We start from the raw sequence: 20,729 nt of genomic DNA, 5'->3' as shown, positions 1-20,729 counted from the left end.
CTCAGCGGAAGATGGCGACCGGGTCGAGCGTCAGCCTGCGCTGCTCCTCGTCCCAGGCCAGCACCTTGCCGAGGCATCGGGCCGTGAACCTGCCCGTGTAGTAGTGCTCCTCGTGGAAGTCGCCCCGCCCCTGCGCCTCGAAGCACATGATCTCCACCTGCGCGCCGCTGCCGTAGGGGGCGCTCAGGCGGACGCCGTTCTCCTCCCGCTTCGCGGTGAAGCCGCCGGTGACGGAGACGTAGGCCAGACCCAGCGCGCTGAGGGGGATGTCCCCGTCGGGATAGCGGCGGCTCAGCCGGTCGGCGCTGGCCCGGTTGAGGACGAGGTCGCCCTCGATCAGGTCGGCGTCCACCACGCGGTCCTCCTTGCGCATGGCGTCCATGACCACGCCGATGACGTTCATGGGGTTGGCCTCGCGGAGGTAGGTGGTGACCTGCTCCCGGGTGACGCCCCGTTCCGCCCTGCCCAGCCAGAAGAAGAGCCTGCCCCACAGCCCGAAGTTGTCCTGGACCTGGAGCCGGTGGGCGACCTCCTGGCTCAGGGACTGCGCGAAACCACCGACCTCGTAGATGTCCATGACCCGCTGCTTGTGGAGGTAGAAACACATGTCGAGATGCGTCCCGCCGGCCTTTCGCCGGCCGCGCAGCCGCTGCAGGCCGTATCCGAGCACCAGGGCGGCACAGAGCGCCGTGCCGGCCCAGACGAGCAGCCACGGCCACCACAGGCCCCACCACTGAGCATCAATGACACCCACGGATCTCCTTGAACGCGTCGGAGAGGGAGGAGAGGCCCGCGTCGACCATGCGGCCGCCGGTAGCCCTGGCGGCGCGCTTCAGGGCGGCCGCGTCGGCCTCTCCGAAAAGGACGGGGAAGGTGGGCACCGCCCGCGCGTCGGCCCCGAGGGCCCCGTGGCGGCGCAGGAACTCCTCGTAGCCGATGCCCGCGTTGTTCTCGCCGTCGGTCATCAGCACGATGGCGACGGGACGCGCGGGTCCGTCGCGGACGGCGGCCGTGGCGATGCGGTAGCCCCGGTCGAGGGCGGTCCATACGGCGGTGGCGTCGTCGTAGCCGCCGTCGGCGACCAGCTGGTTCAGGGTGCGCAGGTCGGCGTCGCCGCGCACGGTCACCGTGGTCTCCTCCAGCACCCGGCCGCCGAACCGGACGACGGTGAGCCGCTCGCCCAAGTAGAAGCGGGCGAACTTGCCGGTGGAGGTGTCGTCGGCACCGCTCAGCCCGGCGAAGGCGGCGCGCAGACCGGCCATCCGCTCGCCGCGCATCGAGGTGGAGAAGTCGAGGACGAAGACGACCTGGTCGGCGGTGCGGCTGCGGGGGTCGCCGTAGTCGGTGACCAGCTGCTGGACGATGGAGAGGCTGTCGGGGAACGAGAGCGCGTTGCCGACGTCCGTGCGCAGCGGCTCGGAGGGCTCGACGTCCGGGTTGACCGGGCGCCGGAAGGTCCGCTCCATCAGCTCGCGCTGGGTGCCGGCGCTCAGCAGCCAGTCCACCACCCTGCCGTACGCCTCCCGCTGTTCCTGGTCCAGCAGCAGCAGCGGGAAGTCGGAGAGCACCATGCCGTCGGCGGGGTGCACGATCCGCAGGGGCTCGGCCCGCCGGTCCCCGGCGTTCAGGGCGAGCAGTTCCGCCTCGTGCGCGATGAGCGCGTTGGTCTCGCCCGGCTTGCTCAGATAGGCGTCGATCAGGGCCCGGGAGCCGGGCGCGGTGAGGGTCTGGCCGGAGCGGAAGCCGCGCAGCCGGTCGCAGGAGACGTCCTCCGCACGCAGCGCGCGTCCGGTGCCGGCGGCGGCGGTGGCGACCCCCACGAGGGCGGCGCGGCCGGTGTCGCTGTGCCGTGGGTCGGCCATCGCGAACCGTACGGTGCCCTCGGCGGCCGCGTCGGCCACGTCCGCCCAGGAGATCCGGCCCTCGGGGGCGGCCTCGCGCAGCTTGTCGGCGACCTCGGGTTCGAGGCCGACGACGACGGGCGAGCGCATGATCGGGGTGGACTCGGGCCGGCTCAGGCGGCCCTCGGAGTCCTGCACGCGGAGCTGGAAGGAGCGGTCGGAGGCGAGCCACGCCAGGTCGTACGCCGTGCCGCCGGGGTACTGCCCTTCGAGGTCGGCGCCCGCCTCGTAGTCCATCTCCAGCTCGACGCCCGTGTCCTGCTCCAGGTCGTCCAGGAGCGGGGCGAGGTCGGCGAGTTCGGGGCTGGCGAGGACGCGCAGCGTGACCGGTTCCTCGTCCCGCGTGCAGGAGGTGAGGCCGGCGAGCAGGGCCAGGGCGAGCGAGGCGGTCAGGGCGCGTCGCAGGCGGGTCATGAAGCGTCGTCCAGGTCGGGCGGCGGGCAGTCGCCGACGTAGTCGATGATGTCGTCCAGGACCTGCAGACCGGGTTCGAGCGCCTTCGTCCGGTCGGGGTTCGGGACCGGGACCTGGATGCCGTGGTCCCGCAGGTAGTCGTCGAGCTGCCGGCTGGCGCCGTCCTCGCCGGAGAAGCGGATCCGGAAGCCCAGTTCCAGGGCGCGCCGGCGCAGTTCCCCGTCCTCCTCGATCAGCTCCACGAGGCGGTCGCCCTGCGGGCTCAGGGAGATGAGCTGCGGCTCGGTGAGGGCGTAGGGCTTGGGGTAGAGCAGGACGCGGCTGGTGTCCTGCGTGCCCTCCTTGGCCTCGTGGGCTATCTGGTGGGCCAGGAACTGGTGCTCGTAGATCAGGGCGATGGGCGCCAGGGACTCGCCGAGGGCGGAGAAGTAGCTGTCGGCCTGCTCGTCGGCCCACATGCCCTGGAGGGTGACGAGCGGCTTGATCTCGGCGGCGATCCGGTCCACCTCCGCCCGGGCACGCCGGGGGTCGTTGGGGTGGCTGGAGCCGGGCGTCTTCTCGCCGCCCGCGACGAAGGCGAGCATGCTCAGGTAGGTGCCGGCCGAGTTGGACTCGCAGACGTTGGAGGTGCGCACCAGGACGCTGCCGCTGTTGCGGTCGCCGGCGGCCACGTCGTCGTAGCCGATGCCGTCCCAGGTGTCGGCCTCCTTGCCCTCGCCGTCCCTAGGACCGTCCTCGGGGTCGTCGCGGTCGTCCACGCCGTTGAGCAGGGTCATGAACTTGGCCATGTCGAGGTCGTAGTAGAGGGTCTCCGACCCGCTCGTGGGGCGCTGCGGGGTGGCCACGCCGGCCTTCACCAGGGCCTGCGCGTAGTCGCGGAAACTGCCGAGGGTCAGCGGGGAGACGAAGGGGCGCACGGTCCGACCGGTGTCGTCCGGCCGGTCCAGGATCAGTTTCGCCGCGGGCTGGCCGGACGGGAAGACGACGTCCAGGCCCTTCAGCGAGCGGGTGGCGATGCCGCGGGAGCCGAGGCGGCGGATGTCCACGCGGATGCCGTGCTTGAGCAACAGCCGCTGCACCTCGGGGTCCTTGAAGTAGTCGGACTTGGACGCCATCCGGGAGTCGATGACCGTGATGCGTTCGAACGGCCTCAGGGTGTTGCCGGAGACCAGCAGGGACAGCAGTCCGGCGAGGGCGAGCGGCAGCGCGGCGACGACGAGGCGCGGGACGCGGCGGTGTGTGGTTCTGCGGATGGTCAGTCTGGGTTCCACGGTCGCGGACAACGGCCCTCCTGCCGCTCAAGGGGCCAGGATCATCAGTGACCCCGTGGAACATCATCCCCCGGAGTGGTCAACTCCACCCGAACGCAGGGAAAATGAGCGCCGGCCCTGGCCGCGGACCTTTCTGGTTTCAGCCAGGTATGAGCGGCAACCCGTAGGGCATGTCCCCCAGATATCGCGGTGCGAACCAGGCCGGCACGGTCATAGCGATCGTCGCCGACATCATGGCCCTCATCCTGGGCCTGTGGATCCTCATGTACCTGCTGGACGCCAACCCCGGCAACGACTTCGTGCAGTTCGTGCACGACGCCGCGCGCTGGCTGGCCGGCTGGTCCTACGACCTCTTCACCTTCGACGCGGCATGGGCGCGCGTCGTCGCGGGCTACGGCCTGGCGGCGGTCGTGTACCTCTTCGTCGGCCACGCGATCGCGGGCCGCATGCACCGCCAGCACTGACCGAACGCCGGTGAGCGGGAGCACCCCGCAGGAGCGCGGGGGACTGCCGGCCGAACCGATCAGTCGCAGCAGTCCGGATCCAGCCCCACCGGCAGCAGTTCTCCTCCGAACACCGCACACGTGGCCTCGTGCCCGCCCAGCGCCGCGACGGCGAGCAGCAGCGAGCCCGCCGTCCACGTGGTCAGCTCACGTGGCCAGATCGCGTCGTCCTCGAACACGTAACCCGTCCAGTACAGCCCGGTCTCCGGATCACGTAGGTGCTGGATGGACTGCAAGATCTCCAGCGCGCGGTCGGACTCGCCCATCACCCACAGCGCCAAGGCGAGTTCGGCCGACTCGCCGCCGGTCACCCACGGGTTGGGCACCACGCACCGCACCCCGAGGCCGGGCACGACGAACCGCTCCCAGCCCTCTTCCACACGGGACTTGGCCTCCGCGCCGGTCAGGGCGCCGGCCAGCACCGGGTAGTACCAGTCCATCGAGTAGCGGTCCTTGTCCAGGAACCGCTTCGGGTGCCGGCGTATCGCGTGCCGCAGCATGCCGACCGCCAGCTCCCAGTCGGGCTGCGGCTCCTCCCGCTGCTCGGCGATGGCGAGCGCGCAGCGCAGCGCCTGGTGGATGGACGAGCACCCGGTGAGCAGGGCGTCGGTGACGGGCGTCCCGTCGTCCTCCCGCTTCCAGCCGATCTCCCCGCCGGGCTGCTGGAGCGACAGCACGCACTCGACGGCCGCGTACACCACCGGCCACATGCGGTCGAGGAAGGTGTCGTCGCCGGTGGAGAGGTAGTGGTGCCAGACGCCCACGGCTATGTACGCGACGAAGTTGGTCTCGCGCCCCCGGTCGGTGACGTCGTCGTGCGCCCCGTCGGCGTACGCCGCGTACCAGGAGCCGTCCTGGTTCTGATGGGCCGCCAGCCACAGGTAGGCACGCTCTGCGGCGTCGTGCTCGCCGGCCGCGTCCAGCGCCATCGCGGCCTCGGTGTGGTCCCACGGGTCGAGGTGGTGCCCGCGGAACCACGGGATCGCCCCGTCCTCCCGCTGCACGGCGAGGATGCCGCGTACGGTCGCGGCGGCCTGCTCGGCGGTGAGGACCCCGGGCAGGACGAGGTGTTCTGTCCGGGGAGTGGTCACCGGGCGTCCACGGAGGGCAGGTGGGGCTTGGTCGCGTAGGCCACGAAGCTCTTGCCGATCAGCGGGTTCAGCGCCTGCTCGGCGACCCGCGTGGCCAGCGGCTTCTTCATGATGTCCCAGACCAGCAGCTTGTGGTACGCCCGCACCGGCAGCGCCTTGTCGTTGTCGACGCCGAACGCGCACTTCAGCCACCAGTACGGCGAGTGCAGGGCGTGCGCGTGGTGCGTGCCGTACGGCTTGAGGCCGGCCTCGCGTATCTTCGCGAGGAGTTCGTCCGCCTTGTAGATGCGGATGTGGCCGCCCTCGACCTCGTGGTAGGCGTCGGAGAGGGTCCAGCAGACCTTCTCGGGCCCGTAGCGCGGGACGGTGATCGCGATCCGGCCGCCGGGCTTGAGGACCCGTACCATCTCGGCGAGTACGCCCTTGTCGTCCGGGATGTGCTCCATCACCTCGGAGATGATGACGACGTCGAAGGACTCGTCGGGGAAGGGCAGGGCGAGGGCGTCGCCCTCCATGGCGGTCGCCGTGGCGCCCTCGGGCGCCTCACCCGCCTCCTTCATCGCGGCGAACCACTTGGCGACCTCGCGGATCTCCTCGCCGTTCTGGTCCAGCGCGACGACCTGCGCGCCGCGCCGGTAGCACTCGAACGCGTGCCGGCCGGCGCCGCATCCGAGGTCCAGGACGCGGTCACCCGGGGCGAGCGGGAACCGGGAGAAGTCGACGGTCAGCACGTGGTCCTGCTTTCGCGGTAGACGCCGGTGGTACTGGTGGGGGTGGCCTCGGGGGGCTCGGAAGGGGAGCTCGCGGAAGGGGAGTTCGCGGAAACACCGCCCGGGACGTGGCCCGTGGGATGCCCGCCGCCGCCCGCGACGCCGGTGGCCGCGTCCGTCTCCTCGGCGCCGGAGGAGTGGGGACTCGAAGTCCCGGGAACGGCGGGGCCGCTCGCCACCAGGGTGCCGCGTCGCTCCGGACCGCCCGAGGGATCGGTCACCGCAGCCGCACCGGGCCGCCGGCGCTCCCCGGCGCGGGCGATCGCCTCCCGGTAGCGGGCCACCGTGCCCTCCGCGGCGCGTGCCCAGGTGAAGTGGCGCAGGACCCGCTCACGTCCGGCCGCGCCGAGGCGTGCGCGCAGTTCCGTGTCGGCGAGGAGCCGGCTCAGTCCGGCGGCCAGCGCGCCCGCGTCGCCCGGCGGCACCGCGAGGCACGTCTCCCCGTCCCGCCCGGCCACCTCGGGGATCGCCCCGCCGGTCGTCGCGAGCAGCGGCGTGCCGGTGGCCATCGCCTCGGCAGCCGGCAGCGAGAAGCCCTCGTACAGCGACGGCACGCACGCGACCTGCGCCGAGCGCACCAGGTCGACGAGTTCGGCGTCGGAGATCCCCTTGACGAACTCGACGGCGTCTTCGAGCCCGTAGCGCTGCACGGCCTGCGCCACCGGACCTTCGGTGGGCCGCTTCCCGACGACGACGAGATGGGCCTCGGGATGCTCGGTGCGCACCTTGGCCAGCGCCTCGACGAGGAAGACCAGCCCCTTCAGCGGCACGTCCGCACTGGACGTCGTGACGATGCGTCCCGGTACCCGCGGCACCGAGGGATCGGGCGAGAACAGGTCGGTGTCGGCGCCGATGTGCACGACGTGGACACGGTCCGCGCGGACGCCGAGGTGGTCGACGATCTCCTGGCGCGAGGTGCCGGAGACGGTGAGGACGGACGGCAGCCGCCGCGCCACCCGCTTCTGCATGCGGGTGAAGCCGTACCACCGCTTCACGGAGAACCGCCGCTTCCAGCCCTCCGCCGCGTCCAGCTCCAACTGCCGGTCGACGGTGATGGGGTGATGGATCGTCGTCACCAGGGGCGCGCCGACATCGCCCAGCAGCCCGTACCCCAGCGTCTGGTTGTCGTGCACGACGTCGAAGTCGCCGCGGCGTGCGCGCAGATGACGGCGGGCCCGCAGGGAGAACGTGACGGGCTCGGGGAAGCCGCCGGTCCACATTGTCGCGACTTCGAGGGCGTCGATCCAGTCCCGGTACTCGTCACGCCCCGGCGTGCGGAAGGGGTCGGGCTGGCGGTAGAGGTCGAGGCTGGGCAACTCGGTCAGGCTCAGGCCGTCGTAGCCCTCGTCGAGGACGGGATAGGGCTGGGCGCCGATGACCTCGACGTGGTGGCCGAGGCGCGCGAGTTCGCGGGAGAGGTGCCGGACGTAGACGCCCTGGCCACCGCAGAACGGGTTTCCCTTGTACGTGAGGAGCGCGATGCGGAGCGGTCGCAAGCCGTCGGCGGCGAGGGCCTCCAAAGAGCCCGCCTGACTGGCCTCAGCGGTCACTCTGGGCCCCCTTCTCCCTGCACTGTCCCGCGAGATTACGCCGGGACGCTAATCTAGAACAAGTTACAGACTTGATCGTTCAAGAGGCTCTGAATCTACCGGCAGGTAGCGCCGCTGTGAGCAGTGGATCAGGTGATTCACGCCACGGCTCGCCGGGGCACGCGGCGGCGGTCCGCGCCTGCCATGCTGTCCGATCGCACGCCCTCACGCACTGTCACGAAACGGGACCTCATGCCAGCGGAAGCCAAGGTGGAAGCCAGTCGCGCGCGGCCCGCCGCCCCCGCCGCGCCGCCCCTCACCGAGCGGCAGGAGGCGCGCCGGCGCCGCATCCTGCGGGCCTGTGCCCAACTGGCCAGCCGGGGCGGTTTCGACGCGGTGCAGATGCGTGAGGTCGCGGAGTCCTCGCAGGTCGCCCTCGGCACCCTCTACCGCTACTTCCCGTCCAAGATCCATCTCCTGGTCGCCACCATGCAGGACCAGTTGGAGCACATGCACGGCACGCTGCGCAAGAAGCCCCCGACGGGCGAGACGGCGGCGGAGCGGGTCGCGGAGACCCTGATGCGGGCCTTCCGGGCGCTCCAGCGCGAGCCGCATCTGGCCGACGCGATGGTCCGCGCCCTGACCTTCGCGGACCGCAGCGTGAGCCCCGAGGTGGACCAGGTCTCCCGGCAGACCACGGCGATCATCCTGGACGCCATGGGCCTGGAAGATCCCGGTCCCGCCCAGCTCTCGGCCGTCCGCGTCATCGAGCACACCTGGCACTCGGCGCTCATCACCTGGCTCTCGGGCCGCGCCTCCATCGCCCAGGTCAAGATCGACATCGAGACGGTGTGCCGCCTGATCGACCTGACGACGCCGGAGGACGCGTAGCCGCGGGTGCGTGCACGGGGAGGCGTGGAGCATGGACGCGTGGACACGTGCACAGCGAAAGGACCTACGAGACGGGTTCCCTTCGCCGGTATTGCCCGGATCAGGTGGCTGGGGGTCGCCTTCCGGTTCGCCCGGTCCGCTCGGCCGTGACGTCCTTCCGGCCTCTCAGCCCGACCGTCGACGTCGGCACCGGCGGAAGCTCTCGCCTCTCGCAGGAGTCGGCTACTCCGGTCGAACTCCCTCACTCGTCCCGTAGGCCTGATATCAGAGTAAGACGCCCTTCGTGGAATAGAACCCCCAGAGGGGATTTTTTTACTCAAATCTCCCTTTACTCCTCGGGCGGGAACACCGCCTCCCCGCTCCCCAGCAGCGTCAGGGTGATCGCCTCGACGGGACAGCTCTCGGCGGCCGCCAGGATGCCCTCGCCCGCGTCCGCCTCCGCTTCGAGGGGGCGGGACTGGCGGCCCGTGTCGAGGCGGAACGCGTGCGGGGCGTGGTGGACGCACTGGGCCGAGCCGATGCACAGGGAGCGGTCGACCTGAACCTGCCAGCGATCGCCCACGGCTCAGCCCTCCCAGCCGGACGGCAGGTGGATCATCTTGTGTTCGAGGTACTCGCCGTAGCCCTCCGGGCCGAACTCCCGCCCCAGGCCGGAGTTCTTGTAGCCGCCGAACGGGCCGAGCATGTCGAGGCTGAAGGTGTTCACCGAGTACGTGCCGGTACGGACCTGGCGGGCGATCTCGAGGCCGTGGCCCACGTCAGCGGTCCACACGCTGCCGCTCAGCCCGTACTCGGAGTCGTTCGCGATCTTCACGGCCTCGGCCTCGTCGCCGTACGGCAGGAGGCAGATCACCGGGCCGAAGATCTCCTCGCGGGCGATCCGCATGGAGTTGTCGACGTCCCCGAAGAGGGTCGGTTCGACGTACCAGCCGCGCTCCAGGCCCGCCGGGCGCCCGCCGCCCGTGAGGATCTTGGCGCCCTCCTCCTGGCCGATGCGGATGTAGTCGAGGTTGCGCCGCTGCTGCCGCCGGGCGACCAGCGGCCCCACCTGCGTCGCCGGGTCCAGCGGGTCGCCGACGACGAGCGCGCTCGCGGCCGTCGCGAACGCCTCCGCGAACTCCGGGTAGCGCGAGCGCGGCAGCAGGATCCGGGTCTGCGCCACACAGGCCTGCCCGTTGTTCATCCAGGCCGCCGGCACGATCCCGGCCACGGCGCTCTCCAGGTCCGCGTCCGGCAGCACGACCGCCGCCGACTTGCCGCCCAGCTCCAGGGTGACGCGGGTCAGGTTGCGCGCGGCGACCTCCATCACGCGCCGCCCCGCCGGCACCGAACCCGTGAACGACACCTTGTCGATCGCGGGGTGCCCGACGAGGTACTCGCTCACCTCACGGTCGGCGGGCAGGATCGACAGCACACCCTCCGGGAGCCCGGCCTCCCGCGCGATCTCGCCGAGCAGATACGCGTCCAGCGGCGACTCCGGTGAGGGCTTGAGGACGACCGTGCAGCCGGTCAGCAGCGCGGGGGCGAGCTTGGCGGCGGCCACGAACTGCGGGACGTTCCAGGGCACCACCGCCGCGACGACCCCGACCGGTTCGCGCCGCACGAGGAGCCGCCCGAGCACGCCGTCGCGCGTCTCCTCGCAGGGGAAGTCACGGGCGACCCGGATCGCCGCGTCCCAGACCATCATCGCGCCGAGCGCCTGCGCGAGGACGCTCCAGGAGTACGGCGACCCGTTCTCGGACGAGATCACGCGGGCGATCTCCTCGTGCCGGGCGGCGATGCCGTCCTTGATCCGCCCGACGACCGCGATCCGCTCGTCGAGGGACATCCGTGGCCAGGGCCCCTCGTCGAAGGCCCGGCGGGCGGCCGCGAGCGCCCGGTCCACGTCCTCCGCCGAGGCGTGCGGCACACGTCCGATGACCTCCTCGGTGTGCGGGGAGATCACCTCGATGACGTCCTTGCCGAGGGGATCGGTCAACTCCCCGCCGATGAACAGCTGTCCGTGTTCCACGAGCTCCGTCATGGCGACTGCCTCCCTGATCCCCGACGCCGCGCCCTTGACGCTCCATCAGGTATGCGGACTACGAAGACTGATACCAGCTCGCCCCGGAGGAGTCCACGGCCCGGAACCGGTGACTCGGGCTCCCATGGAAACGTGTTCTAGTTATAGTGACCGCACGGTGGCGATCGGGGGAACCCATGACGCAGGTGCACGACCACGGTGGCGGCGTACGGTCCCTGAAAGTCCCCATCCCGGACAATCCCCTCGGCCACACCCTCGTGCACGTCGTCGACACGGACGCCGGCCCGGTGCTGATCGACACCGGCTGGGACGACCCGGCGTCCTGGGACGCCCTCGCCGCGGGGCTCGCGGCGTGCGGCACCTCGGCCGCCGAGGTGCACGGCGTGGTCGTCACCCACCACCACCCCGACCACCACGGCCTGTCGGGCCGGGTGCGGGAGGCGTCGGGGGCGTGGATCGCGATGCACGCGGCGGACGCGGCGGTGGTACGCCGCACACACGAGGCCCGTCCCGAGCACTGGTTCTCGTACATGGCGGACAAACTCACCGCGGCCGGCGCCCCCGAGGCCCACATCGCCCCCCTGCGCGCCGCCCGCGGCCGCCTCCCCGGCCTCTCCCCCGCCCTCCCCGACCGCGAGATCGTCCCCGGCGAGCTGCTCGACCTCCCCGGCCGCCGGCTGCGCGCGATCTGGACGCCGGGCCACACGCCGGGCCATGTCTGCCTGCACCTGGAGGAGGAGCACCCCGCCCGGCTCCCGGGCCACGGCCGCCTGTTCTCCGGCGACCACGTGCTGCCCGGGATCACCCCGCACATCGGCCTGTACGAGGACCCGGACGACACGACCGTCACCGATCCGCTCGGCGACTACCTGGCCTCCCTGGAGCGCGTCGCCCGCCTCGGGCCCGCCGAGGTCCTCCCGGCGCACCAGCACGCCTTCACCGACGCCCCTGCCCGGGTGGCCGAGTTGCTCACCCATCACGAGGCGCGTCTCACCGGTCTGCTGGTGCTCCTGACCGAGCCCCTCACCCCCTGGCAGCTCGCCGAGCGCATGGACTGGAACCGCCCCTGGGCCCATATCCCCTACGGTTCCCGCAACATCGCCGTCTCGGAGGCGGAGGCCCATCTGCGCCGCCTGGTGAAGCTGGGGCGGGCGGAGGCGGTGCCGGGGAGCGATCCGGTCACGTACGTGGCGGTCTGAGGCCTTCGCGGCACCGGGACGAGCCCGGGCCGGACCTCCGGTAGATTCGGCCCGGTCCCCGGACGACGGCGGCCACCGCCGCTCGTACGTCCTGACCCCTTCTCTCATCCCTTGTCCTCCACGGGAGTTCGCATGGCGTGGCCGCGACTACGGCGCCGCAGGGCCGTTCCGGCGCCCGCCGTGCCGGCGCCGTGCGCGCTCGGCCGGCACACGGTGCACACCGAACGTCTGCTGCTCCACACGCCGGCGACGCAACTGGACCTGGTGGCCGCGATCGCGACCGGGTCGGACGGCGGGGCCCAGCGGTGGCTCGGGCTGCGGGACGAGGAGATCGTGGCCGACATCCGGCTCCGCGAGACGCTGGTGCGCATGCGCCCGGGCGACAGCGACCGGAGGCTCCCACGGGAGCTGCTCGCGACCTTCGAACTCGACCCCGGGGCGGACGTCACGGTCCTGGTGGCGGTACGCCGGGACGACGGCCGTTACGCGGGAGCCCTCCAGTTGAACCACGCCGACGGCCAGACGGGCGGCTGGCTCGCCCCTCACGCCCGTGGCCTGGGTCTCGGCGCGGAACTGTTCCACGCGGGCGCGCTGCTCGGCCACGCCCACTTCGGCATGGACACCGTCCACGCGGGGACCGAGGCGACCAACGCGGCCAGCCGGGGCGCCCTCACGCGGGCGGGCTTCGTCCCGGCCGAGGGGCCGCCCCGGCACACCTTGCGCGACGGCCGCGAGATCGACTCGACCTGGTTCCGCCACGAGTCCGGCCCGGTCGGCCGCTGCCGTGCGGCGGCCTGGTCAGACCCGGGCCTAGGCCCGGCCGGGTGTGACCGGCGCCCCACGGGGGGTTCGGCTACGGGCGGGTAGAGTGGCCCGGTCGTCATCACACCCGTACGGGGGAAAGCCGGTGCAAATCCGGCGCTGACCCGCAACCGTGAGCAGCCGAGGCTGTGAGCCGGACCGCCCCGCACGGAAGCGTGACCGGCTCAAGTGCACCGGCAACCGGCCGGTGTACGGCACCGTCGAGGTATACGGAGCCGAGCCGCCCGGGGGTTGCCCGTGCTGCGCGGCTCCCCCGCAGGGAGAGGCACCCGCCGATCATGAATGTCGTCCGCCGCAGCGCAGCGGCCCTGGCCGTCACCGCAGTGATCGGTGCCGCCGCGACCCCGGTCGCCCACGCCGCGAGCCCCTCGCCGTCGCTGCCCTCGGGCCTGTACGGCACGGGCGACCCGACCTACGACGGCGTGTGGCGCCAGTCGCTCGCCCTGCTCGCCCAGGACGCCGTCGGCGTGCGGCCCGCCGCCTCGGCCGTGGACTGGCTCGCCGGACAGCAGTGCGCCGACGGCGCGTTCGCGCCGTACCGCGCCGACACCGCCAAGGCCTGCGACGCCAAGACGCCGGTCGACACCAACATGACCTCCGCCGCCGTGCAGGCGCTCGCCGCGCTCGGCGGGCACGACGCCGTCACCGGCAAGGCCGTCACGTGGCTGAAGTCCGCGCAGAACAAGGACGGCGGCTGGGGCTACACCGCCGGCAGCCCCAGCGACGCCAACTCGACCTCCCTCGTGATAGGCGCCCTCTCCGCCGCCGGCGAAAAGCCGAAGAACGTCGTCAAGGGCGGCAGGTCCGCCTACGACGCCCTGCTCGCGTTCGCCATACCGTGCGACGACGGCAAGGGCGCCGGCGCCTTCGCCTACCAGCCCGACGAGAAGGGTGCCCTCGCCGCCAACGCGGACGCCACCGCGGCCGGTGTGCTGGGCGCGCTCGGCAAGGGCCTGACCGCCGAGGCCGCCGGCACCGGGGCCGCGCCCTCCTGCACCGACGGCGACGACCTCACGCCCGAGCAGGCCGCCGCGAACGGCGCCTCCTACCTCGCCGACGCCCTCGCCGCGGACGGCCACCTCATGTCGGCGCTCGCCGGTGCCGAGGACCAGCCCGACTACGGCAACACCGCCGACGCCGTCGTGGCCCTCGCCGCCCAGGGCGGCGCCGCACAGGCGGCCGGGCCGCTCAAGTGGCTCGAGCGGAACGCCACCACGTGGGCCAGGCAGAGCGGCCCCGCCGCCCACGCCCAGCTGATCCTCGCCGCGCACGCGGCCGGCGCCGACCCGCGCGACTTCGGCGGCACGGACCTCGTGCGGCTGCTGGGCGCGTCGGGGCCCGCCCCGCAGGCCGCGAAGCAGACCGCCGCCGCGGACAGCGACGCCAAGTCCGAGTCGGAGGACGGCTTCGGTGTCTGGTGGTACGTCGGTGTCTGCCTGGTCGCCGGTGTCGGCATCGGCTTCCTGCTCAGCGGCCGGAACCGGAAGCAGCAGCCGTGACCCGCCGTGCGGCGCTCCTGCTCACCGCCCTCCTGATCGCCCTGGCGGGCGGTACGGGCCCGGCCCAGGCCACCGGCTACCGCTACTGGTCGTTCTGGGAGCGCGAGGGCAAGGCGTGGACGTACGCCACCCAGGGTCCCTCCACCGCCCGCCCCGCCGACCGCTCCGTCCAGGGCTTCCGCTTCGCCGTCAGCGAGGACTCCCAGGACGCCTCCCAGCCGCGCGGCGAGGCCGGCTTCACGACGATCTGCGCCGGCACCCCCGCGCGGGACGGTCTGAAGCGGGTGGCCCTGGTCATCGACTTCGGCACGGCGTCGGACGCTCCCTCCGGCGAGACCCCGCCCGCGTCCCGCACGGCCTGCGCCCGGCTCGCCCCGGACGCGACGACGGCGGACGCCCTGGCGGCGGTCGCCAAGCCTCTGCGCTACGACGCCAACGCCCTGTTGTGCGCGATCGGCGGCTATCCGGAGAGGGGCTGCGGGGAGCAGGTCTCGTCGGAGAGGAAGGCGTCGCGGGCATCGGAGGACGAGAGCGGCGGCGGCCCGTCGCTTGGCATCGTCGCCGGGGTGGCGGCGGTGGCGGTACTGGGCGCGGCAGCCGGCTGGCAGGCCCGCCGGCACAGACATGGCTGACACGGGCTCGGGGGCGGACGGGCGGGGCATCCCGCCGGCGCGGGTGGGCGTCCCCGCCCCTCGGCGCCGGCACTCCCTGCACGTCCACCCCACCCCCCGGCGCCGGCACTGCCTGCACGTCCACCCCACCCCCCGACGCCGGCACTCCGTACCCGTCCACCCCGGTGCCTGGTGGCTCTGGTCCCTGGCCCTGGGCACCGCGGCCACCCGCACCACCAACCCCCTCCTCCTCGCCCTCCTCGTCACGGTCTCGGCCTACGTCGTCACCACTCGCCGCCCCCACACCCCTTGGGCCCGCTCCTACGGCGCCTTCGTCAAGCTCGCCCTCGCCGTGCTGTTCGTCCGTCTTCTCTTCGCCGTCACCCTCGGCTCCCCGCTCCCCGGCTCCCACACCCTTCTCACCCTCCCCGAAGTCCCCCTACCGGCCTGGGCGCAGGGCATCCGCCTGGGTGGCCGGGTCACCGCCGAGACCCTCGTCTTCGCCCTGTACGACGGCCTGAAACTGGCCACCCTCCTGATCTGCGTCGGCTCGGCCAACGCCCTCGCCAGCCCCACCCGCCTCCTCAAGTCCCTCCCGGGCGCGCTCTACGAGATGGGGGTGGCCGTTGTCGTGGCGCTCACCTTCGCCCCGCACCTCATCGCCGACGCCCAGCGCCTGCGCGCCGCCCGCCGTCTGCGCGGCCGCCCGGACAAGGGCCTGCGGGGCCTGCTCCAGGTGGGCCTCCCCGTCCTCGAAGGCGCCCTCGAACGCTCCGTCGCCCTCGCCGCCGCCATGGACGCCCGCGGCTACGGCCGTACCGCGCGGGTGCCGCCCGCCGTCCGCCGTACGACCGCCGCCCTCACGCTCACCGGTCTGCTCGGCGTCTGCGCCGGAACGTACGGACTGCTCACCGCGGAAGGCGGCACCTACGGCCTGCCCGTCCTGCTCGCCGGTCTCGCCGCCGCGCTCGCCGGCCTCTGGCTGGGCGGCCGTCGCACCCCCCGCACCCGCTACCGCCCCGACACCTGGAACGCCCGTTCCTGCCTGGTCGCCGCCTCCGGCGTCGCGGTCGCCGTCCTGCTGACCCTCGCGGCCTCCGCCGACCCCGCGGCCCTGCACCCGGGCGTGATCCCGCTGGTCCCCCCCACCCTGCCGCTCCTGCCCGCCGCGGCCGTACTCCTTGGCCTGCTCCCGGTGTTCGTCACCCCCGCTCCCGAGCCGCCCACATCGGCACGACCCGCTCCTGAGGAATCCGAGGAGAAGCCCTCATGATCCGCTTCGAGGACGTCTCCGTGACCTACGACCGAGCGGCCGAACCCACTGTCCAGGGCGTGGACTTCGAGGTCCCGGAAGGCGAACTCGTCCTGCTCGTCGGCCCGTCCGGGGTCGGCAAGTCCACCCTTCTCGGCGCGGTCAGCGGCCTGGTCCCGCACTTCACGGGCGGCACCCTGCGCGGCCGGGTCACGGTCGCCGGCCGCGACACCCGCACCCACAAGCCGCGCGAACTCGCCGACGTCGTGGGCACGGTCGGCCAGGACCCCCTCGCGCACTTCGTCACGGACACGGTCGAGGACGAACTCGCCTACGGCATGGAGTCGCTGGGCCTCGCCCCGGACGTGATGCGCCGCCGCGTCGAGGAGACCCTCGACCTGCTCGGTCTCGCCGATCTGCGCCACCGCCCGATCGCCACCCTCTCCGGCGGCCAGCGGCAGCGCGTCGCGATCGGCTCGGTCCTCACCCCGCACCCGAGCGTGCTCGTCCTGGACGAGCCGACCTCCGCGCTCGACCCGGCCGCCGCCGAGGAGGTACTCGCCGTCCTCCAGCGCCTCGTGCACGACCTCGGGACGACGGTCCTGATGGCCGAGCACCGCCTGGAGCGCGTCGTCCAGTACGCCGACCAGGTCGCCCTCCTCCCGGCTCCGGGAGCGGCCCCACTCCTGGGCACCCCGGCCGAGATGATGGCCGTGTCCCCGGTGTACCCGCCGGTCGTGGACCTCGGCCGCCTGGCGGGATGGTCCCCCCTCCCTCTCACGGTCCGGGACGCCCGGAGACGGGCCGCGGACCTGCGCCGACAACTTGAGGGACGGGACACCGTCGCCTCCCGGGGGCGCGGGGAACCGCGTGACCAGCCACACGGGACCCGCACCCGCGATCGATCCGCACCCCCCGAGACCTGGGGCGCCCCTCACCGGCGGTTCCGGCGCAGACGCCCTCTCGCCCCTCCGGCCTCGCCGTACGCCGCCGAAGTACAAGCCCTCGCCGTCACCCGCGGCCGCGTCCCCGCCCTGCGCCACATCGACCTGACCGTCTCCCCCGGCGAGACCATCGCCCTCATGGGCCGCAACGGCGCCGGAAAGTCCACGCTGCTCAGCACCCTGGTGGGTCTCGTCCAGCCGTCTTCCGGAAGCGTCCGCGTGGGCGACGCGACCCCGCACCGCACCCCGCCCCCCGAACTCGTACGCCGGGTCGGCCTCGTGCCGCAGGAGCCACGCGACCTGCTCTACGCCGAGACGGTCGCCGCCGAGTGCGCGGCGGCCGACGCCGACGCGGGCGCCGAGCCCGGCACCTGCCGGGCGCTGGTGTCGGAGCTGCTTCCCGGAATCACCGACGGCGCGCACCCGCGCGACCTCTCGGAGGGCCAGCGCCTCACGCTCGCGCTGGCGGTCGTCCTCACCGCCCGCCCGCCGCTGCTGCTCCTGGACGAACCGACCCGGGGCCTGGACTACGCGGCGAAGTCCCGTCTGGTCACGCTGGTGCGGGGGCTGGCCGCCGAGGGGCACGCGGTCGTCCTGGCCACGCACGACGTGGAGCTGGCCGCCGAGCTGGCCCACCGGGTGGTCCTGCTGGCCGAGGGCGAGGTGATCGCGGACGGCCCGACGGCGGACGTGGTCGTCTCGTCCCCTTCCTTCGCCCCGCAGGTCACCAAGATCCTCGCCCCGCAGCGGTGGCTCACGGTGCCCCAGGTGAGGGAGGCGCTGTCATGACCGGTCCCGTCCGCCTCGGCCCCCGTTCCCTCGTCGCCCTCACTTTCACCAGCGCGGTCGGTGGCGCCGCCTTCTTCTGGCCGTTCCTCGCGCCGCCCACCTCCCAGGTGGCCGCGCACGCCCAGGACGCGCCGTGGCTGTTCGCGGGTCTGCTGGTCCTCCTCATAGGAGTGGTGGCGGCGACGATCTCGGAGTCGGGGCTCGGTCCGAAGGCCGTGGCCATGCTCGGTGTGCTGGCGGCGACGGGGGCGGCGCTTCGGCCCATCGGCGCCGGTACGGCGGGCATCGAGCCGATGTTCTTCCTGATGGTGCTGAGCGGACGCGTGCTCGGGCCGGGCTTCGGGTTCGTGCTCGGGGGGATCACCATGTTCGCGTCGGCCCTGCTCACGGGCGGGGTGGGCCCGTGGATGCCGTTCCAGATGCTGGCGATGGGCTGGTTCACGATGGCCGCGGGCCTGCTCCCGGCGCCGGACCGGCTGCGGGGCCGCGCCGAGCTGCTGCTCCTGGCCTGCTACGGCTTCCTGGCGGCCTTCGCCTACGGCACGATCATGAACCTCGCGGGCTGGCCCTTCATGGGCGCGCTGGCCTCGAACATCGCCTTCGACCCGGACGCGCCGGTCCCCGCCAACCTGGCCCGGTTCCTGGCGTACTGCCTGGCCACCTCCCTCGGCTGGGACCTGGGCCGGGCGGTCGTCACGGTCGTCCTCACCGTCACGCTCGGCCCGGCGGTCCTCAGGGCACTGCGCCGGGCCACGCGCCGCGCCGCCTTCGAGACGCCGGTCACATTCGCCCCTCCCCCGTCGTCATCGCAGGGTGAGAGCCCGCGCACGGACGGTCACACGGGCGGTGAAGCACCCCACATGACGCACGTCACCAACGAACCGCGGTAGTAGATCCGCAGGCCTGTCATGTACGCGGCATCAGGGCCCCTGACCTGGGGATTGAGAGCCACGTCACACGAGGGACCTTTGCCTCGGATGCGGTCGCAACTAGTAAAAGCGGTCATTGCGGACACTTCGCTCGGCTGCTTCTCTGGACGACGTCGCAAGGCGCCGACAAGCCCCCTGGGCCTCGGCGCCGACGCACACCTCCACCGCGTGTCGCGTGGTTCCGGTGTGTCGCGGCACCCCCCGTCCCCGAGGAAAGGCTTCGCCCGTGTCCCTCTCCGTCCTCCGCCGCATCGCCGCCCCCAAGAAGGCCCTCACCGGCGCCGTCGTCGCCGCTGCCGCCGCGGGCATGGCGCTCTCCGCCGCCCCGGCCCACGCCGCGCCGGCCGCCTCCCCCTCCCAGGCCCAGGCGATCGCGAAGAAGATGATCCCGGACGCCGCCCAGTACAACGCCTTCAGCAAGATCGTCGAGCACGAGAGCGGCTGGGACGTCGACGCCACCAACGCGTCCTCCGGCGCCTACGGCCTGGTCCAGGCCCTGCCCGGCAACAAGATGGCCACCGCCGGTTCGGACTGGAAGACCAACGCCCAGACCCAGATCGAGTGGGGCCTGGACTACATGAAGTCCCGCTACGGCAGCCCGGTCGGCGCCTGGAACTTCTGGCAGTCCAACGGCTGGTACTGAGCCGACCCCTCCTCAGCCCCTCCCTCGGGCCCGCACAGCCGCCACAGCCGGCCACCGGCGCGCGCAGCCGGCTCCCTGGAACCCACAGCATCGGCTGGTGCTGAGAACCCAGCCCCCCAAGCGGCGGGGGGCCCCCCCCCCCCCCGGGCCGCGGGGCTCCAGGGCCGCGTCAGGGGGCGATGCCCACGCCCTCGACGCGGCTCCACGCCTTCTCCTGGGCGGCGGTCATGGCCGGCCAGCTCCAGCCCCCCGGCCGTGGCCTGACACGCGAGGCGTAGGGAGACGGCCGGAACTCCGGGTCGTAGAAGCAGCCGGTCCCGTAGGTGCGGTCGAACGCGGCGCAGGAGGCGGCGATCGACCTCGGCGTGGGCTTCCTGCCGGTGCGCACCCAGGTGTCGAGCGCCGTCAGGGAGTTGGCGTACTCGGAGTCGCTCAGCTCGCTGTGCTCCTGCTCGTTCGTGAAGGTCTGCACGAGGTGCCTGTCCCGGTGGGCGCCGGCGAGGGTGTCGCGGTAGGCGGCCTCGTGCTCGACGAACGCCGTGGGGTCGTCGATGACGTGGAGGGTGAGAACGGGAATCTCCACCCGTCCGGTGAGGTCACTGTCGTAGGACAGGTCGCGGACGGCCGTGGGGTCGGCGGAGAACCGCTCGACTCCGGCGTTGAGCGCCTTGTCGTCGTGCGAACCGGAATACCGCACACCCCGGTTGGAGAACGGATTGCGGTCGCCGAGACGCTTGTGCACGATGTCCCGGAAGGTGAAGACGGCGAAGCGCAGATGTGACTCCAGCGTGCGTTCCGGGATCCGCGTCACGGCGAGGATGTCGTCCAGGTTGCGCTGCTGGAGCGCGGTACGTTCCGCCGGCGGGGACTCGTATCCGGTGCACTCCTGGAGCCGGGCGCGCAGGCCGGCGGTCGTCAGCGTGGACTCGGGGCGGAGCCCCTGCCACAGCGGATACCGCGGCTCGCTCGGACGGGGCAGGTTGTCGCAGTAGTACTGGTAGACCACGCGCAGATCCACCCGGTAGTCGTAGCCGCGCGAGCCGCCGCCGAGGACGCCGTTGGTGAGCAGCGCGCCGTCGTAGGGGCCTCCGCGACTGCCGTACATCTCCGCCACCTTGGCGGCCACGTCGCCGCCCCAGGACTGGCCGTGCACATACGTCCTTTTCGGCCGGCCGAACTCCCCTACGAACAGGCGGCGGAGGTTCTCGGTGTCGATGGCGCCCATCCTGGTGCCGTAGCCACCCCGGCGGTACGACGAACCGGCCCAGGCATAGCCCTGGTCCACCATGACCTGCCAGCGACCCAGGTCACCGAGGCTGCGCTCGGGGTCGGAACCGTCGCCCAGGTCGGGTCCGCCGTGGGCGTGGACGACGAGCGAGCGGTTCCAGTGCTTGGGGACGGCGATGGCGTAGTAGGCGCCGTTCGCGTCCTGCCCGGTGTAGCAAGTGGCCTTGTCCTCAAGTCCGGAGGGACAGGCGACGGAGGCCGGCCGGGCCACCTCCGCCTGGGCGGCGGGCACGTTCACGAGGGTGCCGGCCACCGCCGCGGCGAGGCCCACGACCAGCCTCAGGCGGGGCCGCCCCGGGCCACGCGACTGCCGGAAGATGCGAAAGGCCGTTCTTGGATGGTCCACTGTGCCGCTCCTAGT

The 20,729-nt window shown here is 72.7% G+C and carries 19 protein-coding genes and 1 riboswitch; of the genes, 10 read left to right on the top strand and 9 right to left on the bottom strand.

Annotated elements, in window-relative coordinates; translation table 11 throughout:
* Position 1 precedes the first annotated feature (1 nt).
* The 3 genes from ACFV6X_RS13305 to ACFV6X_RS13295 are packed head-to-tail and all read right to left on the bottom strand — an operon-like array spanning position 2 to position 3,598.
* Positions 2-754, bottom strand: a complete 753-nt coding sequence (locus tag ACFV6X_RS13305; RefSeq protein ID WP_385381960.1) for a hypothetical protein — start codon at positions 752-754, stop codon at positions 2-4.
* Entirely contained in the window at positions 741-2,315 is a 1,575-nt protein-coding gene (locus ACFV6X_RS13300) for a substrate-binding domain-containing protein (protein ID WP_385381957.1), read from the bottom strand. Before ACFV6X_RS13300 ends, ACFV6X_RS13305 begins: the two co-directional genes overlap by 14 nt.
* Positions 2,312-3,598 carry a hypothetical protein gene (locus tag ACFV6X_RS13295; protein ID WP_385381954.1) on the bottom strand — a complete coding sequence of 429 codons (1,287 nt, stop codon included), beginning with the start codon at positions 3,596-3,598 and terminating at the stop codon, positions 2,312-2,314. The genes ACFV6X_RS13300 and ACFV6X_RS13295 overlap by 4 nt, the downstream gene beginning before the upstream one ends.
* 158 nt (positions 3,599-3,756) lie before the next feature.
* On the opposite strand from ACFV6X_RS13295, the gene ACFV6X_RS13290 reads away from it, so the two are divergent.
* The gene (locus tag ACFV6X_RS13290) at positions 3,757-4,050 is read left to right on the top strand and encodes a hypothetical protein (protein ID WP_365445445.1); all 294 of its coding nucleotides are present in this window, start codon (positions 3,757-3,759) and stop codon (positions 4,048-4,050) included.
* A gap of 59 nt (positions 4,051-4,109) precedes the next feature.
* Here the strand turns inward: ACFV6X_RS13290 and ACFV6X_RS13285 are convergent, their stop codons facing one another.
* Genes ACFV6X_RS13285 through ACFV6X_RS13275 form a run of 3 tightly spaced genes read right to left on the bottom strand, consistent with a single transcriptional unit; the run spans position 4,110 to position 7,500 of the window.
* On the bottom strand, positions 4,110-5,180 hold the full coding sequence (locus tag ACFV6X_RS13285; RefSeq protein ID WP_385381951.1) for a prenyltransferase: 1,071 nt from the start codon (positions 5,178-5,180) through the stop codon (positions 4,110-4,112).
* On the bottom strand, positions 5,177-5,911 hold the full coding sequence (locus ACFV6X_RS13280; RefSeq protein ID WP_385381949.1) for a class I SAM-dependent methyltransferase: 735 nt from the start codon (positions 5,909-5,911) through the stop codon (positions 5,177-5,179). The genes ACFV6X_RS13285 and ACFV6X_RS13280 overlap by 4 nt, the downstream gene beginning before the upstream one ends.
* The gene (locus ACFV6X_RS13275) at positions 5,905-7,500 is read right to left on the bottom strand and encodes a glycosyltransferase family 4 protein (RefSeq protein ID WP_385381946.1); all 1,596 of its coding nucleotides are present in this window, start codon (positions 7,498-7,500) and stop codon (positions 5,905-5,907) included. The genes ACFV6X_RS13280 and ACFV6X_RS13275 overlap by 7 nt, the downstream gene beginning before the upstream one ends.
* A gap of 231 nt (positions 7,501-7,731) precedes the next feature.
* Here ACFV6X_RS13275 and ACFV6X_RS13270 point away from each other — a divergent pair, with 231 nt between their 5' ends.
* Complete coding sequence (locus ACFV6X_RS13270) at positions 7,732-8,370, top strand: TetR family transcriptional regulator (RefSeq protein ID WP_385381944.1); 639 nt, start codon at positions 7,732-7,734, stop codon at positions 8,368-8,370.
* Positions 8,371-8,698: 328 nt separating this feature from the next.
* Here ACFV6X_RS13270 and ACFV6X_RS13265 read toward each other — a convergent pair whose 3' ends face one another.
* Positions 8,699-8,932, bottom strand: coding sequence for a ferredoxin (locus tag ACFV6X_RS13265; protein WP_385381941.1), 234 nt, complete (start codon positions 8,930-8,932; stop codon positions 8,699-8,701).
* Between the two features lie 3 nt (positions 8,933-8,935).
* The gene (locus ACFV6X_RS13260) at positions 8,936-10,393 is read right to left on the bottom strand and encodes an aldehyde dehydrogenase (RefSeq protein ID WP_385381938.1); all 1,458 of its coding nucleotides are present in this window, start codon (positions 10,391-10,393) and stop codon (positions 8,936-8,938) included.
* Positions 10,394-10,569: 176 nt separating this feature from the next.
* On the opposite strand from ACFV6X_RS13260, the gene ACFV6X_RS13255 reads away from it, so the two are divergent.
* The 8 genes from ACFV6X_RS13255 to ACFV6X_RS13220 all read left to right on the top strand — a co-directional run bounded on the left by ACFV6X_RS13255 (position 10,570) and on the right by ACFV6X_RS13220 (position 19,081).
* A complete protein-coding gene (locus ACFV6X_RS13255) occupies positions 10,570-11,592 on the top strand; it encodes an MBL fold metallo-hydrolase (RefSeq protein WP_385381935.1) in 1,023 nt (340 codons plus the stop codon).
* Between the two features lie 132 nt (positions 11,593-11,724).
* A complete protein-coding gene (locus tag ACFV6X_RS13250) occupies positions 11,725-12,459 on the top strand; it encodes a GNAT family N-acetyltransferase (protein WP_385381932.1) in 735 nt (244 codons plus the stop codon).
* Positions 12,450-12,575: riboswitch (cobalamin riboswitch) on the top strand. (Overlaps the previous gene by 10 nt.)
* Before the next feature lie 117 nt (positions 12,576-12,692).
* Complete coding sequence (locus ACFV6X_RS13245) at positions 12,693-13,913, top strand: prenyltransferase/squalene oxidase repeat-containing protein (protein ID WP_385381929.1); 1,221 nt, start codon at positions 12,693-12,695, stop codon at positions 13,911-13,913.
* Positions 13,910-14,545: an SCO2322 family protein gene (locus ACFV6X_RS13240; RefSeq protein ID WP_385381926.1), complete on the top strand. Its 636-nt coding sequence runs from the start codon at positions 13,910-13,912 to the stop codon at positions 14,543-14,545. Before ACFV6X_RS13245 ends, ACFV6X_RS13240 begins: the two co-directional genes overlap by 4 nt.
* Positions 14,538-15,797, top strand: coding sequence for an energy-coupling factor transporter transmembrane component T (locus tag ACFV6X_RS13235; protein ID WP_385381923.1), 1,260 nt, complete (start codon positions 14,538-14,540; stop codon positions 15,795-15,797). The genes ACFV6X_RS13240 and ACFV6X_RS13235 overlap by 8 nt, the downstream gene beginning before the upstream one ends.
* On the top strand, positions 15,794-17,509 hold the full coding sequence (locus ACFV6X_RS13230) for an ABC transporter ATP-binding protein (RefSeq protein ID WP_385381920.1): 1,716 nt from the start codon (positions 15,794-15,796) through the stop codon (positions 17,507-17,509). The genes ACFV6X_RS13235 and ACFV6X_RS13230 overlap by 4 nt, the downstream gene beginning before the upstream one ends.
* Positions 17,506-18,399 (top strand): ECF transporter S component, encoded by an 894-nt coding sequence (locus ACFV6X_RS13225; RefSeq protein WP_385381917.1) that lies wholly within the window; start codon positions 17,506-17,508, stop codon positions 18,397-18,399. The genes ACFV6X_RS13230 and ACFV6X_RS13225 overlap by 4 nt, the downstream gene beginning before the upstream one ends.
* A gap of 265 nt (positions 18,400-18,664) precedes the next feature.
* Positions 18,665-19,081, top strand: coding sequence for a transglycosylase SLT domain-containing protein (locus ACFV6X_RS13220; RefSeq protein ID WP_385381914.1), 417 nt, complete (start codon positions 18,665-18,667; stop codon positions 19,079-19,081).
* A 169-nt stretch (positions 19,082-19,250) separates the two neighbouring features.
* Here ACFV6X_RS13220 and ACFV6X_RS13215 read toward each other — a convergent pair whose 3' ends face one another.
* Positions 19,251-20,687: an alpha/beta hydrolase family protein gene (locus ACFV6X_RS13215; RefSeq protein WP_385382309.1), complete on the bottom strand. Its 1,437-nt coding sequence runs from the start codon at positions 20,685-20,687 to the stop codon at positions 19,251-19,253.
* Positions 20,688-20,729: the final 42 nt, after the last annotated feature.

This window comes from Streptomyces sp. NPDC059861 (assembly GCF_042731435.1).
Lineage (GTDB): Bacteria > Actinomycetota > Actinomycetes > Streptomycetales > Streptomycetaceae > Streptomyces.
The sequence above is the reverse complement of the archived record's forward strand: the minus strand, read 5'-3'. Positions and strand labels throughout refer to the sequence as shown.